This is a genomic window from Xanthomonas cucurbitae, from assembly GCF_002939885.1.
GTDB classification, from domain to species: domain Bacteria; phylum Pseudomonadota; class Gammaproteobacteria; order Xanthomonadales; family Xanthomonadaceae; genus Xanthomonas; species Xanthomonas cucurbitae.
This window is the reverse complement of sequence record NZ_MDED01000009.1, coordinates 1-20,181: the sequence shown is the minus strand read 5'-3', so window position 1 is coordinate 20,181 and position 20,181 is coordinate 1. Positions and strand designations below refer to the sequence as shown.

Annotated in this window: 19 protein-coding genes and 2 pseudogenes; 15 read left to right on the top strand and 6 right to left on the bottom strand. The window is 63.4% G+C overall.

The genetic code is table 11. The features are described from left to right. Positions 1 to 258: 258 nt before the first annotated feature. On the bottom strand, positions 259 to 885 hold the full coding sequence (locus tag XcuCFBP2542_RS06660) for a DUF4142 domain-containing protein (protein ID WP_104602823.1): 627 nt from the start codon (positions 883 to 885) through the stop codon (positions 259 to 261). A 176-nt stretch (positions 886 to 1,061) separates the two neighbouring features. Between XcuCFBP2542_RS06660 and XcuCFBP2542_RS19565 the strand changes: the two genes are divergently transcribed. From XcuCFBP2542_RS19565 to XcuCFBP2542_RS06635, 6 genes are all read left to right on the top strand, one after another. Continuing rightward, a complete protein-coding gene (locus XcuCFBP2542_RS19565) occupies positions 1,062 to 1,214 on the top strand; it encodes a hypothetical protein (RefSeq protein WP_158251438.1) in 153 nt (50 codons plus the stop codon). 92 nt (positions 1,215 to 1,306) lie between these two features. After that, complete coding sequence (locus XcuCFBP2542_RS06655) at positions 1,307 to 1,663, top strand: YkgJ family cysteine cluster protein (protein ID WP_104602822.1); 357 nt, start codon at positions 1,307 to 1,309, stop codon at positions 1,661 to 1,663. 153 nt (positions 1,664 to 1,816) lie between these two features. After that, complete coding sequence (locus tag XcuCFBP2542_RS06650) at positions 1,817 to 2,554, top strand: DUF3348 domain-containing protein (RefSeq protein ID WP_104602821.1); 738 nt, start codon at positions 1,817 to 1,819, stop codon at positions 2,552 to 2,554. Positions 2,555 to 2,564: 10 nt separating this feature from the next. After that, positions 2,565 to 5,222 (top strand): DUF802 domain-containing protein, encoded by a 2,658-nt coding sequence (locus XcuCFBP2542_RS06645; RefSeq protein ID WP_104602820.1) that lies wholly within the window; start codon positions 2,565 to 2,567, stop codon positions 5,220 to 5,222. After that, positions 5,219 to 5,884, top strand: a complete 666-nt coding sequence (locus XcuCFBP2542_RS06640; RefSeq protein ID WP_104602819.1) for an OmpA family protein — start codon at positions 5,219 to 5,221, stop codon at positions 5,882 to 5,884. Before XcuCFBP2542_RS06645 ends, XcuCFBP2542_RS06640 begins: the two co-directional genes overlap by 4 nt. After that, a complete protein-coding gene (locus XcuCFBP2542_RS06635; RefSeq protein ID WP_104602818.1) occupies positions 5,881 to 6,534 on the top strand; it encodes a DUF2894 domain-containing protein in 654 nt (217 codons plus the stop codon). The genes XcuCFBP2542_RS06640 and XcuCFBP2542_RS06635 overlap by 4 nt, the downstream gene beginning before the upstream one ends. A gap of 77 nt (positions 6,535 to 6,611) precedes the next feature. Here XcuCFBP2542_RS06635 and XcuCFBP2542_RS06630 read toward each other — a convergent pair whose 3' ends face one another. Genes XcuCFBP2542_RS06630 through XcuCFBP2542_RS06620 form a run of 3 tightly spaced genes read right to left on the bottom strand, consistent with a single transcriptional unit; the run spans position 6,612 to position 9,528 of the window. Then, positions 6,612 to 7,031, bottom strand: a complete 420-nt coding sequence (locus XcuCFBP2542_RS06630) for an STAS domain-containing protein (RefSeq protein ID WP_104602817.1) — start codon at positions 7,029 to 7,031, stop codon at positions 6,612 to 6,614. Continuing rightward, positions 7,028 to 7,459, bottom strand: a complete 432-nt coding sequence (locus tag XcuCFBP2542_RS06625; RefSeq protein ID WP_104602816.1) for an ATP-binding protein — start codon at positions 7,457 to 7,459, stop codon at positions 7,028 to 7,030. Before XcuCFBP2542_RS06625 ends, XcuCFBP2542_RS06630 begins: the two co-directional genes overlap by 4 nt. After that, positions 7,456 to 9,528: a SpoIIE family protein phosphatase gene (locus XcuCFBP2542_RS06620; RefSeq protein ID WP_104602815.1), complete on the bottom strand. Its 2,073-nt coding sequence runs from the start codon at positions 9,526 to 9,528 to the stop codon at positions 7,456 to 7,458. The genes XcuCFBP2542_RS06625 and XcuCFBP2542_RS06620 overlap by 4 nt, the downstream gene beginning before the upstream one ends. A 185-nt stretch (positions 9,529 to 9,713) precedes the next feature. Here XcuCFBP2542_RS06620 and XcuCFBP2542_RS06615 point away from each other — a divergent pair, with 185 nt between their 5' ends. From XcuCFBP2542_RS06615 to XcuCFBP2542_RS19320, 7 genes are all read left to right on the top strand, one after another. After that, positions 9,714 to 10,313, top strand: coding sequence for a hypothetical protein (locus XcuCFBP2542_RS06615; RefSeq protein ID WP_170066960.1), 600 nt, complete (start codon positions 9,714 to 9,716; stop codon positions 10,311 to 10,313). Then, positions 10,310 to 11,632, top strand: coding sequence for an XVIPCD domain-containing protein (locus XcuCFBP2542_RS06610; protein WP_104602813.1), 1,323 nt, complete (start codon positions 10,310 to 10,312; stop codon positions 11,630 to 11,632). Before XcuCFBP2542_RS06615 ends, XcuCFBP2542_RS06610 begins: the two co-directional genes overlap by 4 nt. 22 nt (positions 11,633 to 11,654) lie before the next feature. Then, positions 11,655 to 11,879: a hypothetical protein gene (locus XcuCFBP2542_RS06605; protein ID WP_146090307.1), complete on the top strand. Its 225-nt coding sequence runs from the start codon at positions 11,655 to 11,657 to the stop codon at positions 11,877 to 11,879. 164 nt (positions 11,880 to 12,043) lie between these two features. After that, complete coding sequence (locus XcuCFBP2542_RS06600) at positions 12,044 to 13,042, top strand: arabinogalactan endo-1,4-beta-galactosidase (protein WP_104602811.1); 999 nt, start codon at positions 12,044 to 12,046, stop codon at positions 13,040 to 13,042. 385 nt (positions 13,043 to 13,427) lie between these two features. Next, entirely contained in the window at positions 13,428 to 16,115 is a 2,688-nt protein-coding gene (aceE, locus tag XcuCFBP2542_RS06595; RefSeq protein ID WP_104602810.1) for a pyruvate dehydrogenase (acetyl-transferring), homodimeric type, read from the top strand. Between the two features lie 118 nt (positions 16,116 to 16,233). Further along, positions 16,234 to 16,776, top strand: a complete 543-nt coding sequence (locus tag XcuCFBP2542_RS19325) for a hypothetical protein (protein ID WP_146090306.1) — start codon at positions 16,234 to 16,236, stop codon at positions 16,774 to 16,776. Between the two features lies 1 nt (position 16,777). Then, positions 16,778 to 17,110, top strand: a complete 333-nt coding sequence (locus tag XcuCFBP2542_RS19320; protein WP_146090305.1) for a hypothetical protein — start codon at positions 16,778 to 16,780, stop codon at positions 17,108 to 17,110. Positions 17,111 to 17,256: 146 nt separating this feature from the next. On the opposite strand, the pseudogene XcuCFBP2542_RS06590 reads toward XcuCFBP2542_RS19320, so the two are convergent. After that, positions 17,257 to 17,385: pseudogene (locus XcuCFBP2542_RS06590) on the bottom strand (IS4 family transposase); the annotation flags it as partial. A 187-nt stretch (positions 17,386 to 17,572) separates the two neighbouring features. Between XcuCFBP2542_RS06590 and XcuCFBP2542_RS20245 the strand changes: the two are divergent. Continuing rightward, a pseudogene (locus tag XcuCFBP2542_RS20245) lies at positions 17,573 to 17,737 on the top strand (transposase); the annotation flags it as partial. A 45-nt stretch (positions 17,738 to 17,782) separates the two neighbouring features. Here XcuCFBP2542_RS20245 and XcuCFBP2542_RS06580 read toward each other — a convergent pair. Next, the gene (locus XcuCFBP2542_RS06580) at positions 17,783 to 19,168 is read right to left on the bottom strand and encodes a DNA cytosine methyltransferase (protein ID WP_223214371.1); all 1,386 of its coding nucleotides are present in this window, start codon (positions 19,166 to 19,168) and stop codon (positions 17,783 to 17,785) included. A gap of 72 nt (positions 19,169 to 19,240) precedes the next feature. Between XcuCFBP2542_RS06580 and XcuCFBP2542_RS06575 the strand changes: the two genes are divergently transcribed. After that, entirely contained in the window at positions 19,241 to 19,645 is a 405-nt protein-coding gene (locus XcuCFBP2542_RS06575; protein WP_104602906.1) for a very short patch repair endonuclease, read from the top strand. Positions 19,646 to 20,181 lie beyond the last annotated feature (536 nt).

Sequence of the window (20,181 nt, the reverse complement as noted above, 5' to 3'; positions counted from 1 at the left end):
ACGGCCGGCGACGCTGATACGCGCCTGGTGTCTTGATAGCACACCGATGCTTGAAGTAAAGCCAGAGAAACACCAGGTGGGCGACGGTGCGCACGACGCGGGCGGGTGATTCGGCGGTCAGCCGCGTCCCGACAGACGACGGCCGTCTGGTCGCCCCATGTCCAGTGCCGGACAGCACTTGAAAGTGGCCTAGTTCAGTACAAACAGCCTGAGACCAGGGCCGTGGCGCCACGTTCTGCAGCGCCACGCCCCCTCGTGTCAATGCGACTGGGTCTGTTTCGCGCACAAAGCCTTTGCCTGGGCAAGATGCTCGGCAATCGCAATGCGCACACGCTGCAGCGCCTTGCCCAGATCGCTCGAACCCGGCTCGCCATTGAAGCGGGTATCGAGCAATGCCAACGCCTGCTCATGGCTGGTCACGCTGGCCTTTAGGTACTGCGTCTGGAAGTTGCGACCCTGCAACTGCTCCAGCTGCTTGCGTGCCGCCTCCCAGCTGGCTGCGGCCGCTTTGCCCAGATCGCCGCCGCGCTCGGGCGCAAAACGACTCAGGTCGGTCAGTGTTGCGCTATGCGCCTGATCCATCTTGCGGGCGAAGTGCAGCACTGGCCCATCCACGCCCTTGATGATGGCCAGTTGCGCCAACGCGCGTTCCTGTTCGTTGAAGACCGACAACGCGCCCAGGGCCTGCCGGGATTCCGGGCTGCTATCGGCCGAGTACTTCGATGTGTGTCCGTACGATGATGTTGCGTGGCGTGCTGCATCCTGCCGGTCCTGAAGCCTGTTGAACACGCCAGGCGCATGCTTGGCACGGCCCTGATGCCGCTGCCAGGCCTTGTAGGCCACATATCCCACTGCACCTGCCGTTACCATTCTCAAAAGTCCCATCACCCACTCCTGATGATCGCGCTCAAGCGATCGTTGTCGATTGCATTTAATACCCGCTGCCACATCGGCCCTCGGGTGCGAAGCGTCAGCCTGCGAGCGCGCGAGTTATCCAGACGTGACCTGTGCATCAACGCGGCGTGGCCGCAGCCACTGCGTGTACACCGCACCGCTGCAACATGCCGTCTCGTCTGGTCGACCTGCGGGATATCGCATGGGGAGTCCATGGCGTCATGGCCCGCAATGTCGATCAGCTGGACGAGCGGACGCAACCGATCGTGGCGCAGCCGGATGGACGCGGCGTGGAAGTCGGCAGTAGAGCAGCAGGATGAGCGCGAAACCAAGCCTGGGGAGCGCTGCGCGCGCGGGCATTGCATCCACCACGGTGCAAGCGCATGTTCACACTCCGCCGCATCCAGGGTGTATGGTGCGAGCGCATCCGTACACCGGACTGCCCCTGCCCCCTCTGGTCTTCCCCATCAAGACTCTCTGCGAACGCTGCGACGCCGTTTGTTGCCGGCTCACCGTCTTGGTCGATCCATCCGACCACATTCCTCACCACTTGACCAGCGTGACACCGGAAGGCTGGCATGTGATGGCGCGCGATGAGGAAGGCTGGTGCGTGGCGATCGATGCCGCGCGCATGTGCTGTTCGATCTATGACACGCGCCCGGCGATCTGCCGCCGCTTCGTCATGTCCGGCCCGTATTGCCGCGACGTGCGTGCCACCTACCAGGACCAGCGCCGCCAGGGCATCCCCCTGACGCTCTACACCACCTGACCCTGCACGCCCGAGGTCGCGCGCGGCCTCGCCACTGCTGCGCCGCGCGGCTGAATGCCTGCGGGCAAGGCCGGCCGGAGCAGCCCCCACGCGCGCATAGCCGCCTCGAAGGGTGGCATTCCCGTGTAAACTGCGCGGTCTTTGACCGAAACAATGGCGAAAGCTGCTCCACGGGCACCCCTGCCGGGCCCGGCGTTCATTCGCCTGCTGGCACGTCTGGGCGACGCCCGTATCGCCCGCTCCAGCCCCGCGTTGGCCGACCGGCTGAGCCAGTGGATCGACTGGACGCGCGCGGTAGCCGTGTCCAAGGCATTGGACGGCAAGCTGCCTGAAACCGCCGACCTGCACGAACCACGTCCGCTGGATGCGCAGGCGTGCGCGCGCGTGCGCGCGGGCCTGGCCGCCAGCAGTGTGGCCGACCTGGACGCCGTGGTGGCGCGCCTGCGTGCCGCAGCGCGCAGCGCCACCGATGCGCAAGCAACACCTGCAGCGCCTGACTACGCGCCGTTTCGGCAGCACTACCTGGCCATGCAACGCGCCATGCGCACCGCCACCGGCGACCTGCGCGGGCGGCTGCGCGACCTGCTGGCGCTGGTGTCGGCCGACATGGCGCGGCTGGCCGAAGTGGACGCGGTGATGGAGCTGACCTTGAGTCCCCGCGAACAAACCTTGTTGAACACCGTGCCGGGCCTGCTCGGCACGCATTTCGAACGCCTGCGCGAAACCGCGCATGCGCATGGCTCAGCAGCCGACAGCGAGGCCGCACCACGCGCGGTGTCCGATAGCTGGCTGGATCTCTTCCGCAAGGACATGCAGAGCGTGTTGCTCGCCGAACTGGATGTTCGTTTTCACCCGATCGAAGGCCTGCTTGCAGCGCTTCGTACCCGCTAACTGGGACCTCATGTTCAGAACTCTCGTACACGTGTGTGTGTTTCTCATCGGCCTGCTGGCGGTTTGCTGGGTCGGTATCGGCTATCTGGGTTCCAACCCGCTGGGTGCCTGCATCGCAGCGGTCATCGGCGCCTGCTACGTGGCCGGCGCAGTGGAGCTGTACCGCTATCGCCAGGCCACGACCACGCTGGACACTGCGCTCGCCGGGGTGACCACGGCCCCCACCGCGCTGGATGCGTGGCTGGGGCAACTGCACCCCAGCCTGCGCAATGCGGTGCGCCTGCGCATCCAAGGCGCACGCGTGGCCTTGCCGGCGCCGGTGCTCACGCCGTACCTGGTGGGTCTGCTGGTGTTGCTCGGCATGCTCGGCACCCTGCTCGGCATGATGGCCACGCTCAAGGGCACCGGCGTTGCGCTGCAGAGCGCGACCGACATGCAGGCCATTCGCGGCGCGTTGGCCGCACCGGTGGAAGGCCTGGCCTTCGCCTTCGGGACGTCCATCGCCGGCGTTGCCACCTCGGCCATGCTCGGCCTGTTGTCGGCGCTGTGCCGGCGCGAGCGCCTGCAGGCGGTACAGCGGCTGGACCTGAAGATCGCAGCCGAATTGCATCCGCATTCGGAAGCGCATCAGCGTGGCGAGGTGTTCAAGCTGCAGCAGCAACAAAGTGCCCTGATGCCCGCGCTGATCGATCGGCTGCAGGCCTTGATGACCAGCATCGCGCAGCAAAGCCTCGCCGCAGACGAGCGCCTGGCCACGCAGCAGGCCGCGTTCCACACCAGGACCGAAGCGGCGTATGCGCGGCTGGCGACCGCGATGGAGCAGTCATTGCAGGCTGGCGTCGCCGCGAGCGCACGCGCGGTCGGCGCGGCCCTGCAGCCGGCAATGGAGGCCACCATGGCCAGCATCGCGCGCGACACCGCCACGTTGCACGAGCGGCTGACCCAGGCAGTGCAGCAGCAACTGGACGGCATCAGCAGCGGCTTTGAACGCAGTGCCGACAGTGCCGCCACGCACTGGGCCGGCGCGCTGGCCGCACAGCAGCAGGCGCAAGCCGCCCTCAATGCACAGGTGCAGGCCACGCTGGAGCAGATCACCCTGCAGACCACCGCGTTGCAGGAGGGTGTGGGCACGGCCGTGCAACAGCAATTGCGCGGGCTCAGCGCGGGCTTTGAAGACAGCGCTCGCACCGCGGCCGAGCACTGGCAGGCCGCACTGGCTGCGCAGGAGCGCACGCAGCATGCGCTCAGCGAACAGGTGCAAACGGCCCTGGCGCGGGCCGATCAACGCAGCGCCGCGCTGCAGGACAGCGTGGGCGTAGCCGTGCAACAGCAACTGCATGCGCTCGACGAGGGCATTGCACGCAGCAATGCCACCACCGCCGAGCACTGGACGGCGCTGCTGGCCGAACAACGCAGCGCCACCCAATCGATCGGCACGCAGCTGCAGGCCACGCTGGAACAGCTGGCCCTGCAAGCCACCGCATTGCAGGACGGCGTCCGGCAGGCCGTGCAGCAGCAACTGGAAGGCTTGACCACCGGCTTCGAGGCAAGCAGCGCCGCCGCTGCGGCAGGCTGGACCTCGGCGGTCGCCGAACAGCAGCGTGCCAACCACGCACTCACCCAGGACCTGCAGCACAGCCTGACCGCATTCGCCAGCACCTTCGATGCACGCTCCGGTGCGCTGGTCGATGCGGTATCCGCGCGCCTGGACCAGTCCAGCAACGAGGCGACCACGGCCTGGACACAGGCACTGGCGCAGCAGCAGCAGGCCGGCGCGGCATTGGCCAACGAGCACCAGCGCGCACTGGCCGCGGCAAGTGCCAGCTTTGAGACGCAAGCCGCCGCCCTGGTCGGCAGCCTGCAGCAGTCGCATGGCGAATTGCAGGCCGCCCTGGAGGCACGCGACACCCAGCGCCTGGCGCTGTGGAGCGAACGCTTCACCAGCATGAGCGCGGCGCTGGGCAGCCAGTGGGAACAGACCGGCGCGCGCGTGACGCAGCAGCAGCAGGCCATCTGCGACACCCTGGCCAGTACGGCGAGCGAATTGTCCACGCAGGCGCAGGCGCAGGCCAGCGCCACCATCAGCGAAGTCTCGCGTCTGATGCAGATCGCCTCCGAAGCGCCCAAGGCCGCCGCCGACGTGGTGGCCGAACTGCGCCAGAGCCTGTCCGAGAGCATGGTGCGCGACACCGCCATGCTGGAAGAACGCAGCCGCCTGCTGGCCACGTTGGAGACCTTGCTCAACGCGGTCAATCATGCCTCCACCGAACAGCGCGACGCGGTGGATGCGCTGGTGACCACCTCAGCCGATCTGCTGCAGCGCGTGGGCAACCAGCTCACCGAGCAGATCGGCAGCGAAACCGGCAAGCTCGGCGCGGTGGCTGCGCATGTCAGCGGCAGCGCGGTGGAAGTGGCCAGCCTGGGCGAAGCCTTCGGCATGGCGGTACACCTGTTCAGCAGCGCCACCGGCGAACTCAACGAACGCCTGCAGCACGTCGCCAATGCACTGGATGCCTCGCTGACACGCAGCGACGACCAGCTGGCCTATTACGTGGCGCAGGCGCGCGAAGTGGTGGACCTGAGCATGCTGTCGCAGAAGCAGATCATCGAAGAACTGCGCCAGCTCGACCGTGGCCACAGCGATGACGGCGCCGCGGAGCCGGCATGAGCGACGAGATCGACATCGACGGCGAATCGGGCACTCCGATCTGGGCCGCGTTCGGCGACCTGATGTCGGTGCTGCTGGGCGCCTTCGTCTTGATCCTGGTCGGGGTGATCGGCGTGCAGTTGCAGCTGTCCAGCCGCCTGGACGCGGCGGTCAAGCAACAGCAGGCCGAGGCGCAGCGCCGCAAGACGCTGGAGCAGGCGCTGGCCGCGCCGCTGGCGGCCGGCCGCGTGACCCTGGTCGATGGCCGCATCGGCATCCGCGGCAATGTGCTGTTCGCCTTCAACTCCGATGAATTGCAGCCGGAAGGCCGCGAAGTGTTGAAGTCGTTGGCTGCGCCGCTGGCGCAGTACCTGGCCGCGCGCGAGGAGATCCTGATGGTCAGCGGATTCACCGACGACCGCCCGGTGCTGGGCGGCAACCGCCGCTACGCCGACAACTGGGAGCTGTCCGCGCAACGCGCGCTGACCGTGACCCGCGCGTTGATCGCCGAAGGCGTGCCCGCCGCCTCGGTCTTCGCTGCCGCCTTCGGTTCACAGCAACCGGTGGATTCCAACGCCGACGAAGCGCGCCGGGCAAGGAACCGCCGGGTGGAGATCGCGCCGATCGCACGTCCATCCACCAAACGTCACGACGCGCCTGCGCCGGCCGCAGCGTCACGATGAGCAGGCGGGCAGCATCCAGCCGCGCGCGCCTGCAACGCTGGCACGCCGAAGGTGCCGGCCAGGTGGATCCGGTGCGCTTCCACCTGCTGCAGACGCTGGCAGCGCGCGCCGAGGCCCAGGCCGACGCGGCGGTGCGTGCGGTGCTGGAAGACAAGCTCGCCGCGCTGGTCGATCAGTACGCCACAGTGATCGAGCAGGCCGCCGCGCGCGCGACATCCCGCGCCGTCTCGCCCGCACCGCAGCGCAGCCGGTTGGGTGTGCTCAGCGACCAGCTCGCCGGCCACGCGGCGCTGATGGAAGTGGACAGCCGCAAGACCGCCGCCGCCGATGCACTGCAGTTTCCCGAGCTACCGGCACTGGACGACTTCCGCCGCACCTGGACCACCGTGCGCACCGCCAGCCAGGTGCGGCAATCGCTGCAGGATGCGCCCAAGGACGCCGGCCCGCTCAATTCCAGCGTGCTGGTGCATCGCTGCATCACGCTGATGCGTGCGCATTCGCCCGGTTATCTGCAGCACTTCCTCGGCTACGTGGACGCATTGTCGTGGCTGGAGCAGATGCACGACGGCGGCGCACTCACCGACGAAACGGCCGCGCCGGTCACGGCGGCAGGCAGGAAACGCGGCGGCGCGGCGAAGCGACGCGGTTAAGCCAACACGTCCGATTGCCTTGGCAGTTCGTGGACACGCAGCCGGCGCGCTGGCTCTACAGTGTGCCCCTGCACCGCTCAGGCTTCGGCGAAATGCGCCACGATCGGCGCGTCGCCGTGCGCGCTCTGCTCGATCACCTTGCGCTGCATCGCCGCCAGGTAGGCGTCCAGTTCCTCGGCAGAGGCGAACACATCGCTCAGCGGCACCGCCTTCACCATGTCGAAGACCTTGCGGATCTGCGGCTGCGGATGTGTCACCAGCACCTTGCCCTGACGCGTGGCCAGCGCCTTACGCGCCTTGAAGATGCTGCGGATACCGGCGCTGGAAATGTATTCCAGCGCGGCCAGGTCCAGCACCAGCGTGGTGATGCAAGTCCCCAGCAACGGCGACAGTGCCGCGTCCAGGTCTTGATAGGTATGGGTGTCCAGCCGGCCGGTCAGGATGACGCGTTGACGGGTGTCTTGCGGCGGATCGATCTGGATGGCGAGCGTGGTCATGACAAAGCCTCGGGGACAGGGGCGTACGGGTGCAACAGGGTGATGCGCACGATGTTGTATGCACCATCGCGGCGGTAGTCGATGTGATCGGCGAACTGATGCACCAGAAATAACCCCAACCCGCCGATCTGGCGCTTGTCCAGCTCGCAATCCAACTCGGGCAAGGCCGCCGCGCAGGGGTCGAACGCGGTACCCGAGTCGTGCATTTCCAGCACCAGCGCCTGCGGGTCCAACTGCAACTGCAGGCGCAGCGGCTGCTCCACGCATTGGCCGTGGGTGAGTGCATTGCAGCCGAGCTCTTCCACGATCAGCCGCACCTGGCCGATGCGCTCGGCATGCAGGCCTTCGCGCGTCAGCGAGGCTTCCAGCGCGTCGTTGGCGCCAGCCAGTTGCGCCAGCGACGGTGCGATGGCCAGGTCCAGCTTCATGCAGTCGATGCCTTTCCGGGGCTGTCCCGGCCAGCCTCTGCCAGGTGCCCAGCATGCTCCTGCCGCAGCCGGATCGCCAGCAGGGTGATGTCGTCATAGGGCTCGGCCTTGCCGGCGAAGCGGGCGATATCGGCAACCACCGCGTTGCACTGCGCCGCCGGACTGCGGCGTGGGTCCAGCGCGACCAACAGTCGCTTGAGCCCATAGCTGGCGCCCCGCTCGTCCATCGCCTCGGTCACCCCATCGGTGTAGCCCAGCAGGGTCTGCCCGGCACTCATGCGGCCCTGCAGCACCGGGAACGCCACCTGTGGCTCGATGCCCAGCGGTGCGCCGGTTTCCAGCGGCAACGCACGCACACTGCCGTCGGTGCCGATCAACAGCGGCGGCTCGTGTCCGGCGCTGGCCAGCCAGTAATCGCCGCTCACCACGTCGATCAACCCGCACAGCACGGTGGCGAACATGCAGGTGTCGTTGTTCTCGGCCAGGCGGGTGGAGGCGGCGATCAGGATGCCGTCCGGGCGCGTGTGCCGGCGCGCGGCGATCTCCAGCACACTCACGGCGCGCGCCATGAACAGCGCCGCCGGCACGCCCTTGTCGGAGACATCCCCCACCACAAACCACAGCAGGCCCGGCTCGGTTTCGAAGAAATGGTAGAAATCGCCACCCACCGCTTTGGCCGGCTCCAGCCAGGCACAGGTTTCCAGATGCGAGCCGGCGCGATCGAAAGTGCGCCCGGATGGCAGCATTGCCTGCTGGATCTCGCGCGCAATCTGCAGCTCGCTGTGCATGCGCTCGCGCGCGGCGGTCATCTCGCCGATCTTCGCAATATGATCGCGGATCGCATCGCGCGCGCTGTCGAACGCGCGCGCCATCACGCCGACTTCGTCACGCCGTTCTATATGCCGCAGTGGGTACTCGAATTCGCCACGCCGGAAATGCTCGGCGGTGTCGGTCAGTTCCTCGATCGGCCGTGTCAGCGCGCAGGTGATCCGCCGCATCAACCACCACCACACCCCCGCCCCGAGTACGGCCGCGGCCGCCACCCACGCCGCCAGCCAGTTCAGGCCCGACAGCACGTAGGCCTCGGACGCGGACAGCACGAAGGTCCAGCCGCTGTGCCCGACCGCCGCGCTATGGGTGAGGAAGCGCTCGCCATCGGGCGCGGTGTGCGAGAACGAAATTGGCTGGCCTGCCGCCACCGCGCGCTGCAACGGGCGTAGATCCGGGCGCGCGCGCGCCACGTAGCTGTCCAATGTGTGCTGCAGATTGAGCGCCGGGTCCGGGCCGAACACCAGCCGGTCTTCCGGCGACAGCAGCATCGGCTGGATGCCGATATCGCGCGGCAACTCGTCGATGATCTCCTGCAGATGCTGCAATGGAAGATCCACGCTCACCATGCCCACCGGCGCCGCATGCGGTGCATCGCCGGGCCGGCGCAGCGGCAGGTTGTAGCTGGTGTACAGCGTCGTGCCGCCATCGCTGCCGAGAAACGGCTCGGACCACCACGCCCGGCCTTCACGCTGGGTGCGCTGGTACCACGGCATCGCGTGGTAGTCGTAGCCCACCTCCAGCGCCGACTTCTCCACCAGTTGCGTGCCGTTGCGATACACGTTCCACACAAAGCCGGTGTCGCCGGCCTTTTGCGTGTGCGGTTCGATTATCAGCCTCGCCGAACCGATATCCGGGTCGCCATCGAGCGTGGCCAGCAACAGGGCGCGCAGGTTGAAGGGTTGCAGCCCCACCGCGCTGCTGCTGGCGGCCAGCGTACGGCCGCTGACCTGCGCCGAATCCAGCATGGCTGCCAGGCTGCGTGCGGTCTGCTCGGTCAGCCCGTCCACCTCGATGCGGGCAGCTTCCACCAACTCCGCGCGTGCGCCCAGGTAGAACACCGTCCCCAATACGATCAGCAGCATCACCAGCAGCACGGTGGCAGCCAGCAACACCCGCACGCGTAGGCTATTGCGCCAGTGCACACGCGGGGTGACCGGTGTTGGTAGGCCGCTGGCCTCGGGCCGGGTGACGGAGGTGACGATGACACGCGCTCCCTGGCGGCTGGTACTGCCGATCATGGCACTTTTGCCCAGCGCGACAAGGCCTGAAAGCGGCCTCGTCCTCACCCGCTCCTCATTGACCCTGCGGGCGCTACCGAACTAGATTGGCGGCCCAACTGCCACGGAGGCCGGCCTTGCGCCAGATTCTTGTTCCGAGCCTGCTGGCCCTTTTTTGCACGGCCTGCAGCCCCCCGGAGACCAGCATGAACCAGACCCCATCCCCCACCGCCGAGGCTGTTGCGCAAGCCGATGTCGATGCCGGCGGCCGCGGCCTAGCCAAGTTGAATCCCAGCCCGCGCAAGGCCTTCGAGGTCACACTGACCTTGAAGGATGCACCGGGTACCTTTGGCCTCGTACAGGGTGCGGCACAGTACGACGTCAGCAACGAGGCCGAGTGCGGCAAGATCCAGCCGGAGACCGGCACCGCCGGGCGCATCACCAGCCAGGAAGACTTCGCACTCAAGAAGATCTCCGACACCGAATATCGCGGCACCGTTTATCTGGATCTGATGCAGGACGAGGACTATTACGGTCGCGGCGTCTGCCACTGGGAATTCAGTGGGGCAAGTGTGACGCTCAAAGCGACGGGTGCAGAAGAAGAGACGCGTTTCCTGTCGTTTATTGAAGCCGCGAAGATAACGGCGCAACAAACATCCACGGAATATTATTGGAGCGAGCGCTATCCTCGTTCTGAGATGAGTAATTTTCCAGACATGGGAAAATCCGATCCTGAAGGATTCAAGTCTGAGATTCGAGACAATCTCTTCACCATCACATTGGCTGCCAAGGAAGTTGCGCCATGAGCGTCCCCTCACTGCAGTATGCGGGCTTGTCCGAAGATGCCTACAAGGACCGTGCTGTAGGTCGGCGCGCGCCGGGGCAGGAAGAAATTGTCACAATCGAGGGGCAGCGTTACGCCGTTCTCGAGCACGTCAACAACAGGTCCAATGGCTATCAAGGCACGATCTATCGCCGCGACGGCAGTGGCGAGATCGTGGTTGCGCACCGTGGTACCGAAGGTGCAATCAATGACGTTCTCACCGATGCAAAAATGGTCACTTCACGGACCAATCCGCAAGCAGCGGATGCATTGGAGTTGACCAAGCATGCCCTGAGTTATGCAAAGGAAATTGGCAAGGAAGAGGGGCGTACGCCCGAAGTCACCGTCACCGGCCACTCCCTCGGCGGTGCGCTGGCACAGATTTCTGCTCACCATTACGATCTCAAGGGCGAGACGTTCAACGCCTATGGCGCAGCCAGCCTGGGCTACCGGATTCCCGAAGGTGGCACCAGCGTGGTCAATCACGTCATGGCCTCCGATCCGGTCAGCGCGGCGTCACCGCATTTCGGACAGGTGCGCATCTACGCCAAGCCCGACGAAATCTCCACGCTGAGCGCCAGCGGTTACAGCAACAGCAAGGCCAACTTCCTGATTCCGGACTATCCGCTGGTGGCGGCCGGCGGCTCGTTGGGTGCGCACAAGCTGGGCAATTTCCTCGGCGAGCAGTCTGCGCTGAAGGACCCCAACGCGCGCCCGCTCGCCGCACAGAATGCGCGGATGATCGACGAATACCGCAGCGACGTGAACGGCCTGCGCACCGGCACCACCATCCTCACGCGCAGCGCTCCCGGCCTTGGGCAGGACCTGATCGATGCCGTCCGCGGCCCGCTCGCACCAGGCGAACCGGCCAGGCGCGATGCACGCGAGCATGCCAACGATCACACGTCACTGCGCATCGACCACTCGGGGCACCCCGGCAATGCGCTGTTCCAGGACGCACAGCGCGGCGTGCACGCGCAGGATGCGCGTGCCGGGCGCACTCCCGACCAGCACAGCGCGCAACTGTCTGGCTCGCTCGCTGCGGAAATGCATGCCGCCGGTGGCCAGCGCATCGACGCGGTATTGATGAGCCCAGACGCGGCGCGCACGTTTGCCGTGCAGGGACGCGTGGACGACCCCGGGCAGCTACGCGTCGGCGTGGACACCATGACCGCCATCAACACCCCGCTCGAGCAGAGCAGCCAACGTGTGGCCGACAACGCCGCACGTCAATCGCCGGCGCTGGAGCAACAGCAGGCGCAGACCCAGCAACAGCAGCAGGCTCCACGCGCAATGGTGTGAGGTAGACGCTGCGTTGGAGGCGATGGCCTTCTCCGGCCCCGTTTCGCGTCACCCCGGCGGCGGCATGGTCATGCCGTTGCGCCAATCAACGCTGCAAGAACACGCCGGCCAGTCCGGCGTTTTTCATTTGATCGCGCGCTCACGCGCGGGTTTCCTGCTGCACCCGCACAACGTCGTGGTAACGCAGTGCCTGCTCGCTCAGCATTTTGCTGCCATGACCTATACCGCAATAGCGGCCCACCTATAGCGGCCTCAAGCGCCTTGCAGCGCCGTGTTTGAATCGCCACCGGTTTGCAGTGAGGCCAGGCCAACACGATCCGACGCTTGCATCACCGCAGACACGTCACCGGATCCGGGGGGGCCAAACAGAGCGCCGTCTGGCGCGACATCCATCGACCAAGGGAGCGATTCATGCGCATTTTTCAGTCCAGCTACGGCCGCGTGCTGTGGGTGATGCTGCTGTCTGTCCTCAGTGCCGGCGCCTACGCCCAGGGCATCGCCAAGGGGGCCGATGTCAGCTGGCTCAATCAGCAGGCGGCGAACAATCCACCGCAGGTGTTTCGCGATGCCTCGGGCAAGACCACCGACTTCATCAAACTGTTCAAGGATGTGGGCGGCAACGCCATTCGCCTGCGCGTGTGGGTCAACCCCTCCGGCGGCTGGAACGATGGCCGCGACACCCTCGATAAAGCCAAGCGCGCCGCGCAGGGCATGCGCATCATGATCGACTTCCACTACAGCGACAGCTGGGCCGACCCGGGCAAGCAGACCAAGCCGGCCGCCTGGGCCGGCCACAGCGTGGCCCAGCTCAACACCGATGTGTATAGCCACACCCAGGGCATCCTCAAGTTCCTCAAGGACAACGGCATCACCGTCAGCTGGGTGCAGGTAGGCAACGAGATCAACAGCGGCATGCTGTGGAACGACGGCAAGACGCCCAACTTCGCCACCCTGAGCCAGTTCATCAACAGCGGCTACAACGCCACCAAGGCGGTGTACCCCAACGCCAAGGTCATCGTGCATCTGGCCAATGGCTACGACAACGCCAACTTCCGCTGGTTCTTCGACAACCTGCGCTCGGCCGGCGGCAAGTGGGACGTCATCGGCATGTCGCATTACCCCCCCGTCGGCAGTTGGCAGGACTACAACAACCGCCTGGACACCAATATGCGCGACATGATCTCCCGCTACGGCAGCGACGTGATCGTGGCCGAGGTCGGCATGGATTGGCAGCAGGCCGCCACCACCCGCGCCATGCTCACCAACCTGCTCAGCCGCAGCAACGCCATCGGCGCGCGCGTGCTCGGCGTGTTCTATTGGGAACCCAACGCCTACCCAGGCTGGCAGGGCTACACCATGGGCGCGGTCAACAACAACGGCCAACTGACCGAAGCACTGCAAGCATTCTGAGTCGCACACCGCCCCTGTAGGAGCGCCCCCGGGCGCGAGGGCTCTACCGGGAAAGCCTCTCGCGCCCAGGGGCGCTCCTACAAAGCCGAGCGCGTACGTACGCCCGGACGCACACGACGCCAAGGCCATCCCCAGCCACCTCCCACGACCACCCGGACAAAACCATTCACCCTCCTGTAGGAGCGCCCCCGGGCGCGAAGGCTCTACCGGGAAACCCCTCGCGCCCGGGGGCGCTCCTACGAAACCGCGTGCGCCCATGCATGGCACCTTCCCACTCCATACGCCACCGTAGCGAGGAATGCCAACAGGTGCGTGCGGTACACTTGCGGGTTCACGAATTCACGATGTCGACACACCCGCGGGGTGTGTCCCCCCGGGAGCGCTAATGAACTGGTTGAACGAAGTGCTGCACAACGATCCGAACCCACTAGAGACGCAGGAGTGGCTCGAATCGATCAAGGCCGTCATCGACGTTGAAGGCCCGGAGCGCGCCCATCAACTGCTGGAAGGCATGGTCGAGCAGACCCGCCGCGCTGGCGCCTACCTGCCGTTCTCGCCCACCACCGAGTACGTCAACACCATCTCCCCGGCCAACGAGGCCAAGAGCCCCGGCGATGCCGCGCTGGAGTGGAAGATCCGCTCGATCATCCGCTGGAACGCCATGGCCACCGTCGTGCGGGCCAACCGCAAGCCGGGCGACCTGGGCGGCCACATCGCCTCGTTCGCCTCCAGTGCCACGCTGTACGACGTGGGCTTCAACCACTTCTGGCGCGCGCCCTCGGGCACCCATCCGGGCGACCTGCTGTTCATCCAGGGCCACAGCGCGCCAGGCATCTACGCCCGCGCCTTCCTGGAAGGGCGCATCAGCCAGGCCCAGCTGGACAACTTCCGCATGGAAGTGGACGGCCAAGGCATCTCGTCCTATCCGCACCCTTGGCTGATGCCCGAGTTCTGGCAGACCCCCACCGTGTCGATGGGCCTGGGCCCGCTGGCCGCCATCTACCAGGCGCAGTTCATGCGCTACCTGGAAAACCGCGGCCTGATCGAAAAGTCCGACCGCAAGGTGTGGTGCTTCATCGGCGACGGCGAGAGCGACGAGCCGGAAACCCTCGGCGCCATTGCCCTGGCCGGCCGCGAAGGCCTGGACAACCTCATCTTCGTGGTCAACTGCAACCTGCAGCGCCTGGACGGCCCGGTGCGCGGCAACGGCAAGATCATCCAGGAACTGGAAGGCGTGTTCCGTGGCGGCGGCTGGAACGTCATCAAGCTGCTCTGGGGCGGCTACTGGGATGCCCTGCTGGCTAAGGACACCAACGGTGTGCTGACCAAGCTGATGATGGAAACCGTCGACGGCGAATACCAGAACTGCAAGGCCTTCGGTGGCGCCTATACCCGCGAGAATTTCTTCGGCAAGTACCCGGAGACCGCGGCCATGGTCGCCGGCCTGTCCGACGACGACATCTGGCGCCTCAACCGTGGTGGCCACGACCCGCACAAGGTGTACGCCGCCTACCACCAGGCCGTGAACACCACCGGCATGCCCACCGTGATCCTGGCCAAGACGGTCAAGGGCTACGGCATGGGCTCGGCCGGTGAGGCGCTCAACCCCACCCACCAGACAAAGAAGCTGGACGACGCAGCGGTCAAGCACTTCCGCGACCGCTTCAACATCCCGGTGACCGACGCCCAGCTGGAAGACGGCCAGGTGCCGTTCTACCACCCCGGCGAAGATTCCCCGGAAGTGCAGTACCTCAAGGAGCGCCGCGGCGCCCTGGGCGGCTTCCTCCCGCAGCGCCGTCCCAAGGCCAGCAAGTCCTTCGTCGCGCCCACGCTCGACAAGTTCGAGCGCCTGCTCAAGGACAGCGGCGAGCGCAGCTATTCCACCACCATGTCGTTCGTGCAGAGCCTCAACATCGCCCTGCGCGACAAGGAACTGGGCCCGCGCATCGTGCCGATCGTGGCCGATGAGGCGCGCACCTTCGGGATGGAAGGCATGTTCCGCCAGATCGGCATCTATGCCCCGTTCGGCCAGAAGTACAAGCCGGTCGATGCCGACCAGCTGATGTACTACCGCGAAGACCAGACGGGCCAGGTGCTGCAGCAGGGCATCAGCGAACCGGGCGCGATTGCCTCCTGGATGGCCGCCGGCACCAGCTACTCGGTGTCCGATGTGCCGATGCTGCCGTTCTACATCTACTACTCCATGTTCGGCTTCCAGCGCGTGGGCGACATCGCCTGGCAGGCAGCGGACATGCGCACCCGTGGCTTCCTGCTCGGCGGCACCGCCGGCCGCACCACGCTCAATGGCGAAGGCCTGCAGCACGAAGACGGCTTCAGCCAGGTCATCGCCGGCTCCATCCCGAATGTGCGTAGCTTTGATCCGACCTTCGGCTTCGAAGTCACCGTCATCATGCAGCACGGCATGAAGGCGATGATGGAAGACCAGATCGACGAGTACTACTACATCACCCTGATGAACGAGAACTACGCCCACCCCGGCATGCCGGACGGCGCAGCCGAAGGCATCATCAAGGGCATGTACCTGCTCAAGGACGCCGGCAAGCCCAAGAAGGGCGAACTGCGCGTGCAGCTGCTGGGCAGCGGCACCATCCTGCGCGAGGCCATTGCCGCGGCCGAGCTGCTGGACAAGGACTTCGGCGTCACCGCCGACATCTGGTCCTGCCCCAGCCTCAACGAAGTGCGCCGCGACGGCTACGCCGTCGAACGCTGGAACCGCCTGCACCCGGAAGCCGAACAGCGCAAGCCCTACGTCACCCAGCTGCTGGAAGGCCGCCAGGGCCCGGCGATTGCCGCAACCGACTACGTGCGCGCCTTCGCCGACCAGATCCGCGCCTTCGTCCCGATGACCTACACCGTCCTCGGCACGGATGGGTTCGGTCGCTCGGATACGCGTGCGAATCTGCGTCGCTTCTTTGAGGTGGATCGGTACTACATTGCGCATGCGGCGATTGCTGCGCTTGCTAAGGATGGGAAGATGAGCGGTAAGGATGTGGCCCGGGCGATCAAGCAGTACAGGATTGATCCTGAGAAGGCGAATCCTGTTGGGGTTTGATGATTTTTAAGTTCATCAAAAAGGCGGCTTTGCCGCCTTTTTGATGAAATTTTTATAAGGTTTTGTATAGCGCTAGTGATGCCAGTTGAGCGTTCTTTATTAAATGCAAGGAGCTGCAATGAGTAGATATTGGCATTTTCTACCAATATGTTCTGGTGTCATTCTTCTTTTATTTTTCTGGAACTCACAGCACAATGCATTTTTCGGTACATCGAAGTTAATTTTCGATACTTCTGCTAGCTTGGCTGGATTAGTTGGTACTGCTGTAACGTTTATTGAAGTGGTGAGGTCCTATTCGTTTAACGAAGAATTGCGAGCCAACATCAAGGTTGGCACTGATAGAAGAAGAGCTAGCGAACTTGCGCGGCTTGTGCAAATGACTAAGGATTTAGCTGATTTAGTGGAGGCAGGAACTCCAATTAGCTCAAATACGGTGTCTGATATAACGAGTTTGATTCGCTCAACATTCCCAAGGGGAGTTAGTATTCAGGGTATGACAAATTCGGAGGTGGATGAGAGATTGTTAAAAATTCCTTTTTGTGGTGGCGGGTTAAATAAAGAAGATCTTTCTTTGTTCCTGGGGCTTATAAAAACAGCTGCCGCAAGCGAAATTTCCAATATTGATACTGCAATAAATTCGTTGTCCGTCAGGAGTAAATGATATGATTCCTCCGAATCTATACTCTTTTGTAAATGAACTGATCAAGTCCACTGGCGCTGGGAATTTGGCATGGCGCGAGCGGGATTTTTTTGGCCGGGAGACTTTTTTCTGCGAAAAAAACGGATATAAGATTCAAATCGGGGCTTACTGGAACGACGATGCTGAAACGATGTCAATTAGCTTTACAATCGAAATGCCAGAAGGTGGTAGTGCTAGTTTTTCCACTTCTCAATGGGAGGATGATTATCAGCAAATGCGTATATTGCTCGAATTGGCATCCGTCTCTTCAGCAAAAATAAGTCCAGAATCTCTGAAGGGATTCTTTGAAGGTTAAATTTAAAAACGGCGCTAGCTTCTAGGCTATTCCAAGTTTTAAAAGCACCAGCACCATCTGCGCGTGCACGGTTTCCAGTAATGTGCGCATGCAGTCTAACAAGCGTGCAAACTAACGGGGTCAGGTTCTTAGGTATCCCCACGTTTTTACGGCACCAGCGTCATCTGCTCGCGCACTGCGTCGGGCAATGTGCGCAAGATTTCTAGCCAGCGTGAGACAGCTTCCATCGGCCAACGCCTGACCAACGCCTCGCGGCCGACACGTAGCGTCGAATACGCAAAAGGCGCGCAAAAGGGAGAAAAGACAAAAGGGGACGGAGGTAATTAAGCGAGCCGATCGTACAGGCCCACACGGCGATGTCTGATAGCGAGTCTGCATCACTCCCGGCAGGCTGAGGTCTTCTTCTTGAGCAGGAGGCCCCACCGTGCGCGTCAGCCACGTCTGGAACTGCCCGGCGTTCCGATGCATGTTGTCCAGCGAGGCGTGAACCGCTGCGCGATCTTTCTGGACGATTAGGATCGGCATCACTATTGCCTGCTGCTAAGTGTGGCCTGCGAGCGCTTTGCTGTGCGGGTGCATGCGTTTGTTCTGATGGACAACCACGTGCACCTGCTGGTCTCCGCAGACTAGGCAAAAGGGGACGGAGGTAATTAAGCGGTTAGGGTCTAGGCGTCAATCCAATGATGCCGAATAATATAAGGCGCCTTGCATGGTATCCGACTGCTTTCGCTTCTTGATCCCACTTTTCTTATCTCTGCGGCCGATTGGATTGGAAATGCCCCAATAATGGGACGCCTCTGTTGTCCCGAATCGCAGCAGAGCGCTGCTGCCAAGTGCAATCACTTTCTTGGGGCGTTGCGGCTTGACCCCTAATGCGCGTATAACCTCGCTTGCGACCGCCCGAGCTAGAGGCGGCGGAACAGCATTTCCTATTTGGCGCGCTCCGTGCCACTTGGTCGTGTTGAAGCGGAACCAATCGGGAAATCCATGAAGTCGCGCCATTTCGCGCACAGTGATGCAGCGTTTCCACTTGTAATGGATGGGGCGCGGGCTAGTAAAAGCGCCACGCGCCGAATCGGTGCCGGCACGAAGAGTATTGGAGACCCCAGACGGATGAAGCTTGAAGAACCGAGAAACCGGTTCGACCTCGCCGGGAAGGGTTGCCGCAAAACGTTCGCGTGAGATGTCGCTATGATTGGAACGAGCGCTCGAAGTCAAAAGAGTTGGGTCCCAATCCCGTTTGTATCCGTAAGCCCAGCCTGCTAAATCCGAGCAGCGCATAAGGGCTGCGTAGCTGCTGGGGTCGCTCCACCTCGCAACACGGGCCTCGTCGTTCCCATTCAGTCGAGCGTACCGTTCTGCGTCCGGCAGGTCGCCCAACGCGTCTAGGCAGGTTGGCGCTGTGGGGAGCGTAGTCTCAACACTTCCTGGTTTGCGCGTCGTTGGTTTGGGATAGGATGGAAGCGGAAGTCCTCGCTTGGCGCCAAGTAGAAAAAGCCGCTGCCTATCTTGGGGGACTCCATACGAGTAGGCGTTCAGAACTTTCCAGTCCTCCACCACGTCATAGCCCGCCTCCTTGAACTCTTCGATGATTTCGAAAAGAAATTTCCGATGCTTGCCGACAGTAAGCCCTTTAACGTTTTCGAATACGAAGTAGCTAGCGTCCAGTTCTCGAACGATCCGCACGAAGTCCTTCACCAGCGAATTTCTTGGGTCGTCCAGGACGCGCTGCCCAATAAGGGAGAAGCCTTGACAGGGGGCGCCGCCAAACACTACGTCGACAGTACGTTCGCCTATCCCGGCCGCAGCGCGAATACGTGAGCCGTTCAGTTCTGTAACTGATTGCGGAATCACCCGACAATGCTGAAAATTGTACTCATGGACCGAGGCGTGTACTGGATCGATTTCTACCGCCGCAACTACATCGAATCCAGCTTGTTCAAAGCCAAGGCTAAGGCCGCCGGCACCGGCGAAGAGGTCGATTCCAAGAGGTCTGTTCATGGGTGGAAGTATAGTGTGCCCGCGATCATTTGTCGATCGAAAGAGGTCGTTCTGCATGGTCAGAGATCCTTCTCTTGAGGGTTGTGGACATTGCAAGAGATCAGTCTCACGGCATGAGATGGGTTGCTCGTGGACAGGTTGACTGCAGAGCGACGCAGTTGGCTTATGTCGCGGATAGGCTCGAAGAACACCAAGCCAGAGCTTGCGCTGCGATCATTGCTGCATGGACTCGGGTTCAGGTTCAGGCTGCATAGACGAGACCTGCCGGGTACGCCAGATGTCGTCCTCCCTGGTCGTCGGACCGTCATCTTCGTCCACGGATGCTTCTGGCATGGGCATGCCTGCAAACGAAACAAAATGCCGAAGTCCAGGACGGAGTATTGGGGGCCTAAGATCGATGCCAACCGGAAGCGAGATGCGAAGAAGCGGAGGATGCTGCGTAAGCTTGGCTGGCAGGTACTCACAGTGTGGGAGTGCGAGCTGAGAAATCCTTCTAAACTTTCGGATAGACTTGTACGTATGATCGATAATTAGGAAGGGTGTCGTGGGGCCTGTAGCTAAGAAGCTGAATCGATATTCGGAGATCATTGCCGAAGTATTCCGCCGCCATTACACGCAGGGGAGTAGGCGGGTCGCATTCGAGCGGGAGGAGTTCGAGCGAGTGGCGACCGAGAAAGGCATAGATCAAATAAAAAAGGCTCATCGCGGATTCGTGTGGGTGCCTTGAGGCCCCTGAATCTGCGTTGAGCCTTGGAAACAGGCCCTTCCCGCCGTCCCAGAAGGTGGTGCATCCTGTGCTGACTTCTTGACGCGGTGTTCTACATGAAGACGGGCCGTCGGCTGAGTGAGTTGTTTTCCTTCCCTGGCTTTGCGGCGGGGTCCACGCTCAAGGGCGTGTTCGGCGCCCCGAAGGCGCGGATCGTGACCTTGCGGCGCCGAAAAAAACGGCCGTGTGTTCCAACTGTGGCCATCGGTGTGGCAGCCGCTACGACAAGCGCCTGTGCCGCGCCCGCGACTTGCGGGCGGCCGGCTGGATGCTGTTCGTGGAGTTCGAGCGCTGGCGGGTCGAT